Genomic DNA, 14,449 nt, shown 5'->3' with positions numbered 1-14,449 from the left:
ACAGCGAACGTGGCGCGGTTTCGGCAGACAGCCACTCTTGCACAGGGGTACCGTGAAGTTGAGAAGCAGCCACACCGACGATCGGCGGGATCATGACCTCCAACCCACTCAATCCGTCCAATGGCGACGAGGAGCCCAAGGATCCTTTGGCCGAAATGCTCAAAAACCTGATGGGCGGGCAGGGCATGGGCAATATCGACCCCGCCGAGCTCGCCAAGGCAGCAGGCCTCCCGGACGATCCAAACCTCCTGGCCCAGATGTTCTCCCAGGTGCAGGCGATGATGAGTGCCCCCTCGGAGGGGCCCGTCAATTGGCAGCTGGCACATGACAACGCCCGGCGCGTCGCCGCCAGCGGAACTGACCCCTCGGTCACGGCGCATCAGTCGCGGGAGGTCGATGAGGCCCTTCGGCTGGCCGAACTGTGGCTCGACCAGGTCACCGGGCTTCCGGCCACGGGACTGATCGGCCGGGCGTGGTCCCGCGCCGAATGGGTCGAGGAAACCCTTGGGACGTGGAAGCGGCTGACCGAGCCCGTGGCCAACAGCATTGCCAATGCGCTCTCGGCCGCCATGACCGAGCAGATGCCCGAGGAAATGAAGTCCATGATGGGCGGCGCCTCCTCGATGATCCAGAACATGGGCGGGGCGATCTTCGGCATGCAGCTCGGCCAGGCGATCGGCGCGCTCTCGGCCGAAGTGGTCAGCTCGACGGACATTGGCGTGCCCCTCGCAGACCTTGAAATGGCGCTCCTGCCGGCCAACGTGGCGAAATTCGGTGAGGGCCTCAGCCTGCCGGAGAACGACATCCGCCTGTTCCTGGCCGTGCGCGAGGCGGCACACGCCCGTCTCTTCGTCCAGGTCCCCTGGCTGCGCGGGCACCTGCTCGGCGCGATCGAGGCCTACGCCCGCGGCATCCACATCGACACGTCCAAGATCGAAGAACTGGCACGCGAGATCGATCCCAGCAACCCCGAGGGCATCCAGGAGGCGCTCTCGCAGGGAGTCTTCATGCCGCAGCGCACTCCCGCCCAGGAGCAGGCCCTCGAAAAGCTGGAGACAGCGCTGGCCCTGGTGGAAGGCTGGGTGGACGAACTCACCTGGGGTGCAACCGAGAAGATGTTGCCGTCCGCCGCCGCACTGCGCGAAACCGTCCGGCGGCGCCGGGCCACCGGGGGCCCCGCGGAGCACGCGTTCTCCTCCCTCGTGGGACTCGAACTGCGGCCGCGCCGGCTCCGCGAGGCCGCCACGCTGTGGGCCTTGCTCAAGGAAGAGCGTGGGGTCGACGGCCGCGACGCCGTTTGGCAGCATCCCGACCTGCTTCCCACGGCAGAGGACCTGGAAGATCCGCAAGGCTTCAGCGAACGCCGTAAACTCGCCGAAGCCAGCGACAGCGAAGTGGACGACGCCCTGCAGAAACTGCTTAGCGGAGGGTTCGACGAGCCGGCCGGCGCCGACGCCACGGACACCGAGGGCACCGCGGATTCAGAAGGCACGGCGGATTCAGAGGGCACTCCGGATTCAGAAGGCACGGCGGATTCAGAGGGCACGGACGAACCGGCGGCCAAGGACGACGACCGTCAGGACGGCGGACCGGACGACGGCGGCACGCCCAAGGCCTAGCCGAACGCTAGTGGGCCCCGGCCGGGATTTCGGTTCCGTCCGGGGCTTCGTCGTATCCGCCGTCGGACGCCAGGCCGCGTGAGGTCGCGAACGAGACCCCTTCCAGGAAGGCCTTGGCACGCTCAGTCTCCGGGTACGCCGTCAGCGACCGCCAGAAGGCGGCATCGTGGCCGGCCACCAGGAGGTGGGCCAGTTCGTGAAGCAGCACGTAGTCGATCACCCACTGCGGCATGGGCTGCAGCTTCGCCGAGAGCCGGATGGTCCCTTCGGACGGCGTCGCGGAACCCCAGCGCGAATTCTGGTTGGTGACCCAGCGGACCGAGGAGGGCACCGCCCTGCCGCCCAGGTACTTCGCCGACAGATCCGCGGCGTGGGCGGCAAGGTCGGCATCGCTGCGGGGGCGGCGCCGGCCGGAACCCCGCGCCGCCCGGTCCCCCTGGCGCCGGAGTTTCTCCAGCATGCGATGTACCCACTCCCGTTCCTGCGCCCTGCTGAAGGACGCGGGGATGGCGACGACGGCGGTGCCGTCCTCCCAGAACGCGGCGACCGTGCGGCGTCGGCGCGCAGAGCGGCGGACCACTACCGGGGCGCCGTCGGCGGTGGTCAGCGGAATGGCACCCGGAACTGAACCGGGCATCACTGAACCGGGCATCACTGAACCGTGCTTTCGGCCAGGACTGTCAGAACGGCCTCGCCGTACTTCTCCAGTTTGGATGGACCCACGCCGGCGAGTTTGGCCAACTGCTCCAGCGACTCGGGGCGCGCCTCGGCGATCGCGGTCAGGGTGGCATCGGTGAACACCACGAATGCCGGGACGTCCGCCTCAAGGGCCACGTCCTTCCGCCACTGCCTGAGCGCGTCGAACGTCTGTTCCTCGTAACTGGGCGGGCACTGGTTGCAGCGGCCCACCTTGCGCTCCGCGCCGCTGGAGAGCATGCTGCCGCAGACCCGGCACGACGCCGGAACGGCCGCCTTCCGGCGCGGCGCCGGGCCCTTGCCCCGCAGGTGGGAGCTGGCCACCGAGTCGGGGCGCAGGCCGTCCAGGAAGCGCGAGGGCTTGCGGTTGGCGCGTCCGCCGGGTGTCCGGGCAGTGGACCAGGACAGGGACAGGTGTTCGCGGGCGCGGGTGATCCCGACGTACAGGAGCCGGCGTTCCTCGTCCACCGCTTCCGGAGTGTCCGCGAACGAGATCGGCACGAGGCCCTCACTCAGCCCGACCAGGAACACGGCGTCCCATTCCAGGCCCTTGGCGGCGTGCAGCGATGCCAGGGTAACGCCCTGCACAGTCGGTGCGTGCTGGGCCAGGGACCGTTCCTGGAGCTCGTTGACAAAGTCCGGGAGCGAGAACTGCGGGCCCCTGCTGATCACGAGTTCGTCGGCCAGCGCCACGAGGGCGGCCAGCGATTCCCAGCGCTCCCGGAGAGCGCCGCCGCTGTGCGGCGCCGCGTCCGTGTAGCCCAGGGAGGCGACGATGTCCCGGACCAGCTGCCCCAGCGGCTCGGGCGTGGCGGTTTCAGCCACCGCCCGGGTCGCGGCCCGGAGCTGCAGGATGGCGTCCCGGACCTCCTTCCGCGCGAAGAACCGCTCACCGCCGCGCAGCTGGTAGCCGATCCCCGCCGAGGCCAGAGCCTGTTCGTAGGCTTCGGACTGCCCGTTGGTGCGGAAGAGCACGGCGACCTGGCTCGCCGGTGTTCCGGCGTCGAGGAGTTCGCGGATCCGCGCGGCGACAGTGGCGGCCTCCGCCTCGTCATCCGAGCATTCGGTGAACCGTGGCACCGGGCCCGCCGGCCGCTGCGCTACGAGCTGCAAAGGCGTGGCCCAGGCGGCGTCCGCCACCGGGCCGCCGCTGCGCCGGCCGGCGAGGAGGTCGTTGGCGAGCCTGACTACCTGGGGCGTGGACCGGTAGTCCCGGATCAGCTTAACGACGTGGGCCTCGGGATACATCGCTTTGAACCCAAGCAGGTGCTTCGGGGAGGCGCCGGTGAAGGAGTAGATGGTCTGGCTGGCGTCGCCCACGACGCAGAGCTCGTCGCGTCCGCCGAGCCACAGCTCCAGGAGCCGCTGCTGCAGCGGCGAGACGTCCTGGTACTCGTCGACGACGAAATGCCGGTACTGTTCCCGGACGGTCGCTGCCACCTTTGGGTCCTCCTGCAGGATCCCCACGGTGATCAGCAGCACGTCCTCGAAGTCGATGACGTTGCGGTCGGTCTTGACGTCCTCATAGGACTGGAAGACCCGTGCCACGGCCGTCAGGTCGAAGCCGCCCGGATTGCCCCGGCCCTGGGCGTTCTCCAGATAGTTCGCCGGGGTCAGCATGGATACCTTGGCCCACTCGATTTCGGAGGCGAGGTCCCGGATGGAGGCGCGGTCCGTGCTGAGCCGGAGCCGCCGCGCGGCCTCGGCAATCATCTGTGCCTTGTGGTCCAGCAGGTTGGGCAAGGTGCCGCCGACCGCCTGCGGCCAGAAGAACTGCAACTGGCGCAGCGCCGCGGCGTGGAAGGTACGGGCCTGAACGTTGCCGACGCCGAGGTCACGGAGCCGGCTGCGCATCTCGGCGGCAGCCCGGGCCGTGAAGGTGACAGCGAGGAGCCGTTGCGGGCTGTACACCCCTGAGTGCACGCCGTAGGCGATCCGGTGCGTGATGGCGCGGGTCTTGCCGGTCCCGGCACCGGCCAGGACACACATGGGCCCCTGGAGGGTGCCGGCAACCTCGCGCTGCTCGGCGTCGAGGCCGCCGAGGATCCGTTCCTCCAGCGAACGGCCGTCAGGTTCGGGGGCATCGGCAGGCGGGGCATCGCCCGACGTCGTGCCGCCCGACGGTTCCCCGCCGGGGATGGTGCTGAAGTTCAATTTCTCTGTGGTCACTTTTGCTGCTCAGTCGGTAGTCGGTGTCCTGCGGATAGGGGCAGGCGGTGTCAGCCTGTATGGGGCAGTGTCAGGCGCTGTCCGCGGCGTCCTGAATGACGCCGCCGTACCAGTGTTCAATAAGGGACCGGGCGATGGAGAGCCTGCTGGAAATGACGATCTCGCCGCTGAGGACGGCGTCCTGCAGTTCGCTCCGGCTGAACCACCGTGCCCTGGTGACCTCGACGCCGTCGGGCCGGGCTTCGGTGTCCGGCGTGGTGGCCGTGAAGCCGAGCATCAGGGAGGCGGGAAACGGCCAGGACTGCGATCCAAGATACTGGGACGCGGTGACGCGGACCCCGACTTCCTCGCCGATTTCGCGCTGCACGGCCTGTTCGAGCGACTCCCCCGGTTCGACGAAGCCGGCGAGGGTCGAATAGTTCCGGGCGTCGAGTGGGCCGCCTCCGCCCAACAGCAGTCTCCCGTCGGGGCCCACCACGGTGACGATGATGGCCGGATCCGTCCGGGGGAAGTGCTCGGAGTTATCGGCCGGGCACCGCCGGACCCAGCCACCGGTTTCCGGCTGCGTGGGAGTGCCGCAGCGCGGGCAGTGCGTGTGGGTGGAATGCCAGTTGGCGATGGCGCTGGCTTCGATGAACAGCGCAGTGTCCGTGGCGTTCAGGCGTGCCGCGATTTCGCGGAAACCCACCCACTGCGCATCGCTCGGAACGCCGGCCACGTGAGCCTCGAATTCCTCGGCCTGGACTTCGAACTGAAGCGGGAGGACAAAGAGGACAAGCTCGGTGCCGGCGTCGAGGTCCGAACCGGCCAGGGCGGAACCGAGGTAAATCACGTGTTCGGGAGCGTACGGGGTGTTGGCCAGGTGCCCGGAGAGCTCGGCCGCGTTGAGGAGCACGAGGCTGTTGCCGCTGACGAGGGCCTGCCTGCCGGAGAGCACCACGGCCTGCGCCGCGCCTGAACCGACCAGCTCCGCGAGCATTCCGGGTTTCACCCGCGCCGCGGATCCGCGGTCGATCAGGGCCGGGCGCACGGGAAGGACCGTCTCCATGAGGTGGTTTGCCGGCAGGAGATGCAGCGGCGGCGCCGCACCGTCGGATGCCGGGGATTCGGAGGGTGTTTGCTGTGATGCCGCTGACTCCGCAAGACTCATACACCCACCGTACTGACTCGGGCAGACAATTGACATTTGCCGACCATGCCGCCGGGCGCTCCACAGCATGTGCGGGACAAGCCGCCTGCCCCGGATTCAGCGCCTATTTCCCTCCGATTTGTCCCCGATCTCAAGACTCGCCGGAGTGCATCGCCGACTTGGGCGCCGCTCAATCTACCGTGGAAGGGTGAGAAGGAAACCAATCGAACTGGCAGCTGTAGCAACGGCGGCGGTACCCGGCCTGACCCCGACCGCCGTCAGCTCTGCGCCCGACGATCCGGCGGACTTCGACGCGGCCCTCCTGCTGGACTCTGAGGGCAAGCGTTGGCGCGTCCGCTCCCCCCGGCATGCCGAAGCGAGCGCCCGGCTGGAAACCGAATTCCTGGTGCTGCGTGCGTTCGCTCCCGGCATCCGGGCCGAGCTCCCGTTCCTCATGCCCACAGTGGCGGGAACGGTCCGGCAAGGCCAGCTCAGCACGTTTGTCTATTCGCACCTGGCCGGCGCCACCCGCTCCCTGGACGAGCTCAGCAACGGCTCTCCCGCACTGGCCCGCGAAATCGGGGCGGCCCTGGCCGCGATCCATGACCTCCCACGGTCAATCGTGAGCAACGCCGATCTGCCGAGCTACACGCCCAACGAATTCCGCCAGCGGCGCCTCAATGAACTGGACCAGGCGGCCACGACCGGAAAAATCCCGCCGCTGCTGCTGCGGCGCTGGGAACACGCCATGGAAGACGTCTCGCTCTGGCGCTTCAATCCCTGCGTCGTTCACGGCGACCTCCACGAGGACAACCTGCTGGTCGAGGGTGAGCGCGTGACCGCAGTGACGGGCTGGACCGACCTGCGCATCGGTGACCCGGCGGACGACATGGCCTGGCTGGTCGCCTCCAACGAACAGGACTTTGTGAACGCGGTCCTGGATCACTACACCTCCAGCCGGCGCGACGCGCCCGATGCGCACCTGTTGCGGCGGGCCGCGCTCTCCGCCGAATTCGCCCTGGCGCAGTATCTGGTCAAGGGCATGGCCGCCGGCAATCAGGAAATGATCGACGAGGCGGAATCCATGCTCGCCACACTGGCCGAGGACGTGGCCGAACACGGCGGCCAGCCGATCAGCGTGGAACCGCTGCCGCAGCCGGTCGCGGCACCCGAACCCGGCACAGAACAAGCCATTGCCGACGCCGGTGCTCATGTCGATGCGCCGACGGTCCCGGCCGCGCCGGCCCCAGCGGCCAACGGGACGGCGCCCGCCGTCAGCAAGGTCACGCTGCTGCCTATGGAGCCGGTCACGGGCAGCGCTCCGGCTGATGATGCCACTGCCGGCATCAGTGCCAGGCCCGCTGTGCACGTCACGCCTATCCCCCGCGAAACGGGGGCTGACGAACCGGCGGCTGTCCCCCAGCCCATAGCAGACACAACCGCAGCCGCTGAAGCAGGCGACCAGGCAAGCGCCGAGCCGGGCGCCGGTAAGGCCGCAGGTGCGTCCGCCGACATCACCGCAATCCCCGGCGCCGCCAAGTCCTCCGTGCCCTCCAGCGCTGATGCCGCGCTGGACGGCGCCCCGCAGGCGGCGGCCCCCGACCCGGACTCCGGGAAGGTCAGTGAGGCCGGTGACAGCGACGCCGGGGCCGCGGTTCCAGCCGGTACCGACACATCGACGCAATCGATCGCCGTCGTCCAGCCCGGGTCCGGTGACAACACGTCAACCGCCGCAATCACGGTGGTCGACTCCGCGTCCCGCTAGCGACGGCTGCCGGCCGGTTCAGGTGTACTGCCCCGCCCGGATCGTTCGGCGGGCTTTCTCCGGCCGGCTGACATCCGCTAGGCGCCGCTGTGCGTCGCTGTCCTCCCTAGCGCCGCCGACACGATTTCCTCAAGCTTTTCCGCTGATCCGAGGTCATGGGGGCGGACCACCTGGTTGTCGGCCACGTAATAGAAAGCGGCCCGGACGTCCTCCAACGGGACCCCCTTGAGCCGGGCCCAGGCCAGCCGGTAGACGGCGAGCTGGACTGCCTTGACCTTCAGTTGGGCCGCCGAGGGGCGGCGGCCGGTCTTCCAGTCCACAAGATCCCAGCGGCCGTCGGCGTCGCGGAACACGGCGTCGATCCTGCCCCGGACCACGACGTCGCCGATCCGTGTCTCGACCGGGACCTCGACGTGGGCGGGGGCGCGGTGGGCCCACTCGGACTGACGGAAAGTTTCCACCATGGAATCCAGGCCGTAGGCCTCGTCGATGTGGTCGTCAGCGCCGGCTGCCTCACCCAGGTCCAGCATCCCGGCGGCGCCGAAGTATTCCTCCACCCAGGCGTGGAAGGCCGTGCCCTTGCGCGCCGACATCCCCGGTTCGCGCGGGATCGGCCTGCGCAGGCGGGCCACAACGGAGCCTGGGTCATCTTCCAGGTCCACGAGAGTCGACGCCGAGATGTGCCCGGGCAGATGCACATCCTGGACCACCGAACGCCGGGAGCGGCGTTCCAGCAAAGTGGCCGCCTCCTGCGCCCACCCGGCGGCGGGACCGCGCAGGACGGGACGTTTTCCGGCGTCCGCGCCATCCGGGCCGGATGCCATTGCCTGCAGGACACGGGCCGCTGCGGATTCCATGGCCGCCCGCCGGCCCGGGACAAGCCGCAGCCGTTTTCCCGTCCGGGGGTCATGCGGGCCCTCCAGCGGATCATAGGGCCAGGCGGCGACTTCGAGTTCAGAGGTCAGGGGGCTTTCGGCCGGCAGCGCGTCCTCGCTGACGGACAGCGGATGGATTTCGGCCGCGCCGTCGGCGGTGAGGCCCTCGAGCCCGGCAAGGAAGGGAGACATCTCCGCCAAACCGGCCCGGGACCCCACCCACGCGGCACTCGATAGCCAGAGCACGTGTTTGGCACGGGTGTACGCCACGTAGGCCAGGCGCCGTTCCTCGGCCTCGCCGTGCGCCTGGACGGCCGACTTGAACTCCTTCTCGGCGTCAAGCCAGCCTTTTTGGTCCGGCTGGTCCAGGTCCCATTGGGGCAAATCGGTGCGATCGCCGCGCAACGGCCACGGCAGTGCCGCACTGCCGCTGCTCCACCGCGAGTCGCGGCTGCTGGGGAACGCCCCGGAATTGAGCCCGGGAACGAACACGACATCCCATTCCAGCCCCTTGGAGGCATGCACGGTCAGCAGCTGGACGGCTTCGTGGTTCACCTCCGGCGCTGCGGCATCCAGACCGTTTTCCTCGGCCGCCGCAGCTTCCAGCCATGCGAGGAACGCCAGGACATCTACCCGCTGGGAGGTGTGCAGGAACCCGGCCGCCGCGTCCTGGAAGGCGTCCAGGTTGCGGCGGGCCTGATGGATGCTGATCCCGGGCCGGGCCGCGACTTCGATGTCCAGGAGCATCGCCCGTTCGACCTCCCCGAGCAAAGTGGTGAGGTCGTCCCCCATGTAGCTGCGCAACTGCCGGAGCTCGTCCGAGAGCCGCTGCAGACGGTCCCGGGCCTCCGGGCTCAGTCTGCGTCCGTGCGCCGAGGTCCAGCCGTCGCGGGGCAGCCAGTCCAGGGCCTCGACCAGGCTGGCGGCGTCCGTGATGTCGCCTTCGATCACAGCGTCATCCAGCGCGTCCTCGGCGGCACGCCCGTCATCCTCGGCACCCTGTCCGGCGTCGCCGGCCTCCAGGCCGCCGGGGCGACTGCGACGGCGGGCCAGGAAACTCGACCAGTCCCGCAGGGCCATCAGGTCCGCCGGGCCGATCCGCCACCGCGCGCCGGCCAGCAGGCGCATGAGGGAGTCCGAGCGGCCCGGGTCGGCCAGGACCCGGAGCGTGGCGACAAGATCGATGATTTCCGGCGTGTCCAACAGCCCGCCGAGCCCAACGATTTCATAGGGAATGCCCCGGACTTCGAACTCGCGGCGGATGCATTCCATCTGTGCCCGGCGCCGGCACAGGACAGCCATGGCCGGCGGAACCGGGTCGGCGGAGTGCGCGGCGTCGAAGTCCGTCACGCGAAATTTCAGCACGTCGCCTGCGATCGCCGCGGCCTCGGCTTCGTCCGTGGCGAACCGTCCCATCACCACCCTGCCGTCCACCGCGGCCGGGCTGGGCTGCAGTGGCGGGACCTCGACGGCGTCGGCGCTTTCCCGGGCCCCGGCGGCCCCGAGGTTCGCCGCCGCTTTGCTCAGGGGCGCCGAAATGAGGTTGGCCGTGGCCAGGATGTTGCGTCCGTTGCGCCACGCTGTAGTCAAGTAGGAGGTGGGCGCCACGGCAAAGCGCCGGGCCTGCCCGCTGCCCCGGTCCCGCGAGCTGCCATTGGCGGTGTCGGTGCCTTCCCCGCCATTGGCGGTGTCGGTGCCTTCGCCGCCATTGGCGGTGACGGTGCCTTCGCTGCTGACGAGGATCGGGAATTCGCGGACGAAATGGAAGAGTTGCCCGGCGGACGCTCCCCGGAATCCGTAGATGGACTGGTTCGGGTCCCCCACCGCGGTAACCGCATGGCCGTCGCCGAAGAGCCGGGAGAACAGCACCAACTGGGCGTGCGAGGTGTCCTGGAACTCATCGAGAAGCACCACCTTGTAACGCTGACGCTCTGTTTGGGCGGCGACCGGAATCTCACTGGCCACCCGCGCCGCCAGGGCCACCAGGTCACCGAAGTCCAGGGCGCCGCGGGCGCGCTTCGCCTCGGAATAGCGGCCCACCATGTCCGCGACGCTGGCCCGCGTGCGAAGCATCGCGCTGAGCTCGCCCGCAGCCTGGGTGGGGTTCTTCTTGGCTTCTGCGACGTACGGGAGCGACTCGAACACGGCGACCCGCTCCAAGAGCCAGCCACGGACCTGGGCCGGGTCCTGCAAATGCTCGGAGCACTCTCCCGCCAGCTGGATCACGGCCTTGACGAGCGTTGATTTGGCGGACCGGAAGTGTTCGTAGTCCCCGTCAAAGGCTTCCACCACCTCGCTGGCGAGCTGGAACGACTGGGCGCCGCCGAGCAGCACGACGTCGCGTTCGACGCCGAGGCGGAGACCGTAGTCGGACACAATGCCGCTCGCATACGAGTGGTAGGTGGAGACCTTGGGTTCGAGCGCATCCGCGCTCAGCAGCCCGGCAGGGAAGAGCGTGTTCCCGGTGTCGGCCGCCGCGATGCGCGCCAGCGCGGCCAGCTTGGCCCGGATCCGCGAGGCGAGTTCACCGGCGGCCTTGCGGGTGAAGGTGACGCCGAGGACTTCCTCCGGCCGGACCCAGCCGTTGGCGACGAGCCACACTACCCGGTCCGCCATGGTGGCGGTCTTCCCCGAGCCCGCCCCGGCGATCACGAGCCGCGGCGTGAGGGGCGAGGAAATGATCAGGGACTGTTCGGCCGTGGGGCTGTTCCCCTCCCCCAGCAGTGCCGACAGCTCTTCCGGGCTGAACCGCGGCTCAGGAAGGGGCTCGGGGAGGGGAGCCGGTGCCGGATGCGGGTCGGTCGGGCCGCTTGCCGGCGCCTCGGGGCTCATTCAGTAACCTGCTTTCCCCGCACGCACAGCGGGCACACTTCAGGGAGCCGGCAGCCGTGGCCGCCGTGGCCTCCCTTGGACGGATCGTGGCGGGCCTGGAAAACGCTGCCGGACATCACGCGGGCGGCGTCGCCGACCATCTCCAGTGCCCAGTTGTCCTGCGGATCCAGCGGTGCCTGGGCCTGGATGCCGGGGCTCTTGGTGGTGGTGCCCAGCTGGGCCAGGACGGCGCCGCCCGGCAGCGGCGGCGGACCGTCGTCGGGACCCGCGAAGCCGCCGGCCAGCACGGCGGCCTGGTAGGCACCGAGCTGCGGGTGCCGGTCCAGATCCGCTTTGCCGGGCTGGCGTTTGCCGGTCTTGAGGTCGATGATCACCAGCCGGCCCTCGGCGTCGATCTCCAGCCGGTCGACCTGGCCCCTGAGCACGGCGGGCCGCGCCGGACCGGCGCTTCCGCCCTCGCCCGGATCGGATCCGGCCTGTGTGGAAGCGGCCTCCGCCGGAACGTCCGGCAGCTTCACCTCAAAGTCCTGTTCGACGCCGATCAGGCTCCGGCCCTCGCTGCGCATCACGAGGACATACTGGGCGAGCTTGCGGACCATGGACTCGGCTCGCTGGAAGTCCAGTTTGCCTTCCCAGTTGTCCTTCATCCCCAGCGTGGGCCAGCGCCGGACGAGTTCGGCGACATATTCGCTTCCCGAGGCGTCCGGGAGGTCCTGCGCAATGGCGTGGACCAGCGTTCCGAGGCTGCGGGCAAAATCGGTGGCGGCTTCACCGCCGGCGGCTTGGACAAACCAGTCCAGCGGAGATTTCTGCACGGTTTCGACCTTCGAGGGCGACACGAACACGGTACCGCCCGGCGGAACCACCGCCTCCTCCGAGGACAACTCCGCCAGCCCCCACCAGCTCGCGGGGTGCGCGCCCGGAACCGGCGGCTGGGCCGTGGCCAGGCCCCCCAGGACGGCCGCGGCTTCCGCCGATTCGGCCGCCCTCGGGTCGAGCTGGGCGTACTGCCGCAGTTCCGCTACCAGCGCCCGGAGCGTCAGCGGACGCTCGACCGGGGTAAAGCCCCGGCGGTCCTGCCCGGGCCGCAACGGCGCCACATAGTCCAGGAACGAGGACGGCTGCTCGTCCTCCGAGGACACCGCCGTGCAGATCAGCACCTCCCGGGCGCGGGACACTGCCGTGGAAAAGCTCCGGAGCTCGTCATAGCGTATTTCGCGCAGCCGGCTCTGCGGATCCAGTCGCAGGGCATACTCCACGCCGTGTTCGACGGCGTCGGCGAACAACGTGCTGCCGAGCAGTTCTCCGCGCAACCGGGTGTTGGGCCACACGCCTTCCTGAAGTCCGGGCACAATGACCACCGGCCATTCGCGGCCGGCCGCGCTGGCAGGGGTCATGAGCTCCACCGCGTCTTCCAGCTGCGCCCGGGCGGCCAGGGTATCCATGGGAAGTTCCTGGCTGAGCAGGTATTCAAGGAACTGCTCCGGGCCGGAACCCGGCAGCTGGTCCACAAAGCGTTCCGCGGTATGGAACAGCGCCATCATGGCATCAAGGTCACGGTCGGCCCGGGCACCGGCTGAGCCTCCGGCGAGGGCGGCGTCGGTCCAGCGGGAGGCCAGGCCGGTGGAATGCCAGAGCGCCCAGAGCACCGTCTCGGCGTTGCCTCCGGGGGCACCGGCGGCGTCCCGGCCCGCTGCGATCATCCGGGCAATCCGGCGGGCCGAGTGCCCCTCGATGCCCAGCGTTGCGAGCGCCCCCGGCTCCAGCAGGGCTTCGACCAGGAGCGCGTCGCTGGTGCGCCCGCCGCCGCCCAGGAGTTCCTCCCGGCGCAGCGACTGCCGCAGCCTCCGCAGTTCAATCGCGGTGGCGCCGCCTATCCGGGACGTCAGCAAGGACACCGCTGACTCGGGTGTGAGCACGGCAGGGTCCAGGGCCACCGCATAGGCATCGAGAAGCGGACGGACCGCGACCTCGTCCCGGACGGCGGATTCGGCGACGGGAATCCGGACCGGGATCCCCTGGCCGGCCAGGTACCGCTGCAACTGGCTGAGCTGGCCGCCGTTGCGCACGATCACGGCGATGTCCCCGAGTTCCCGGGCGTCGTTCAGCTGGGCTTCGAGGATCCGCTGGGCCACATACCGCAGCTCGTGGACCGGGGAGGGCAGCAGGTGGGCCTCGACCGTCCCCGCCCGGGCGCCGGCGGCTCTGTCCGGTGTCGGGACTGGTTGCCCGTCCGGCGCCGGCACCGGTCCGGGCTGTTCGAGCCGGCGGGCGGACTGCCCGCCGGACCTGCGGGAGATGCGCCCGGCCACTGCCAGCCATGCCTCCGCCACGGCCGGGTCCTGCCGATGCGCCGTCCACAGGGGTCGTTCCAGGATCGTCCCGTCAGGTGCCAGGAGGCCGGGAAGCTCCGCCACGAGATCGGGACGTGCCCCGCGGAAGCCCTGAACCACGGTGTCCGGCGAGGCAGTGATGATGGCATCCTTGCCGGCGGCGATGTCGGCGAGCAATTCGAAGACCGCCGGGTTCGCCTCCTGGATGTCATCCACGAGAATCAGCTGCAGGCGGTCGCGTTCGGCGGCGAGGAAATCGGGTGAGTCCTGGAAGATCTGGCGCGCGGCAGTGATGATGCCGGCGGGGTCGAAGGCCTCGGGCATGCGCAGGTCCAGGACATCGCGGTATTCGGAGTACAGGGCGGCCGCCGGAATCCAGTCCGGCCGGTTGCACTGCCGGGCCAAGGCCACAAGGTCCTCGGCGGTCCGCCCGGATTCGATGATCCGGTCAAAGAGCTGGCGCACTTCCTGCCGGAAACCGCGGGTCTGCAGGGCGGCGCCCAGGTCCTCGGGCCAGGGCAGCTCGAGGCCGGGCAGCGCATGGCCCTCCAGCAGTTCCTTGATGATCAGGTCCTGTTCCGGGCCGGAGAGCAGCTTCGGCTGGCGCGGAAGCGGCAGGAGGCCCTCGGCCTTGGCCCGGCGGATCAGATCGAAGGCATATGACGCCCAGGTCCGTGCCGGCGTCGTGCTCAGGCTCCGGTCCAGGCGGGCCGTGAACCGGTCGCGGAGCGTATCCGCGGCGAGCCGCCCGGGAGCCAGGATGAGCATCCGCTCCGGATCCAGGCCATCGCGCAGGGTGCGGCGGACGGCAGCCTCGACAAGGACCGTCGACTTGCCGGTGCCGGGCGCACCGGGCACCAGGACGGGGCCGGAGCCGGGCGGGACCTCGACGGCGGCAAGCTGGTCCGGTGACAGCACCGGCACCGCGCTGTGCTGGGTCCGGGGCGGCAACAGGCGCAGCCCCGCTCCCGTTGCGCGCCCCGCCCCGGGAAGGGGACGGGACCCGGACCGCTGCAGGCTTGGTTCAAGGT

6 protein-coding genes and 1 pseudogene are annotated in these 14,449 nt (G+C 69.8%); 2 read left to right on the top strand and 5 right to left on the bottom strand.

What is annotated here, in order from left to right:
* The first annotated feature begins 92 nt into the window (after window positions 1-92).
* The gene (locus AC1DDH_RS07525; RefSeq protein ID WP_476858898.1) at window positions 93-1,619 is read left to right on the top strand and encodes a zinc-dependent metalloprotease; all 1,527 of its coding nucleotides are present in this window, start codon (window positions 93-95) and stop codon (window positions 1,617-1,619) included.
* 7 nt (window positions 1,620-1,626) lie between these two features.
* On the opposite strand, the gene AC1DDH_RS07520 is transcribed toward AC1DDH_RS07525, so the two are convergent.
* The 3 genes from AC1DDH_RS07520 to nudC form a co-directional block, all read right to left on the bottom strand.
* Window positions 1,627-2,271, bottom strand: a complete 645-nt coding sequence (locus AC1DDH_RS07520; RefSeq protein WP_476955176.1) for a M48 metallopeptidase family protein — start codon at window positions 2,269-2,271, stop codon at window positions 1,627-1,629.
* Window positions 2,271-4,373 carry an ATP-dependent DNA helicase UvrD2 gene (locus AC1DDH_RS07515; protein ID WP_476859004.1) on the bottom strand — a complete coding sequence of 701 codons (2,103 nt, stop codon included), beginning with the start codon at window positions 4,371-4,373 and terminating at the stop codon, window positions 2,271-2,273. Before AC1DDH_RS07515 ends, AC1DDH_RS07520 begins: the two co-directional genes overlap by 1 nt.
* Before the next feature lie 181 nt (window positions 4,374-4,554).
* Complete coding sequence (gene nudC / locus AC1DDH_RS07510; RefSeq protein WP_476955175.1) at window positions 4,555-5,634, bottom strand: NAD(+) diphosphatase; 1,080 nt, start codon at window positions 5,632-5,634, stop codon at window positions 4,555-4,557.
* A gap of 187 nt (window positions 5,635-5,821) precedes the next feature.
* On the opposite strand from nudC, the pseudogene AC1DDH_RS07505 reads away from it, so the two are divergent.
* Window positions 5,822-7,063, top strand: a pseudogene (locus tag AC1DDH_RS07505) (macrolide 2'-phosphotransferase); the annotation flags it as partial.
* A 392-nt stretch (window positions 7,064-7,455) separates the two neighbouring features.
* Here the strand turns inward: AC1DDH_RS07505 and AC1DDH_RS07500 are convergent.
* Window positions 7,456-11,085, bottom strand: a complete 3,630-nt coding sequence (locus AC1DDH_RS07500; RefSeq protein ID WP_476955174.1) for an ATP-dependent helicase — start codon at window positions 11,083-11,085, stop codon at window positions 7,456-7,458.
* Entirely contained in the window at window positions 11,082-14,435 is a 3,354-nt protein-coding gene (locus tag AC1DDH_RS07495; RefSeq protein WP_476955247.1) for an ATP-dependent helicase, read from the bottom strand. The genes AC1DDH_RS07500 and AC1DDH_RS07495 overlap by 4 nt, the downstream gene beginning before the upstream one ends.
* Between the last annotated feature and the right edge of the window lie 14 nt (window positions 14,436-14,449).

The sequence above is a fragment of the Arthrobacter sp. 10T425 genome (genome assembly GCF_056393985.1).
The sequence above is the reverse complement of the archived record's forward strand: the minus strand, read 5'-3'. Positions and strand labels throughout refer to the sequence as shown.

What these genes read in the sequence shown, in the direction of transcription:
- nudC (WP_476955175.1), bottom strand. Translation starts at nt 5,634, where the DNA reads ATGAGTCTTGCGGAGTCAGCGGCATCACAGCAAACACCCTCCGAATCC.
- AC1DDH_RS07520 (WP_476955176.1), bottom strand. Translation starts at nt 2,271, where the DNA reads ATGCCCGGTTCAGTGATGCCCGGTTCAGTTCCGGGTGCCATTCCGCTG.
- AC1DDH_RS07525 (WP_476858898.1), top strand. Translation starts at nt 93, where the DNA reads ATGACCTCCAACCCACTCAATCCGTCCAATGGCGACGAGGAGCCCAAG.
- AC1DDH_RS07500 (WP_476955174.1), bottom strand. Translation starts at nt 11,085, where the DNA reads ATGAGCCCCGAGGCGCCGGCAAGCGGCCCGACCGACCCGCATCCGGCA.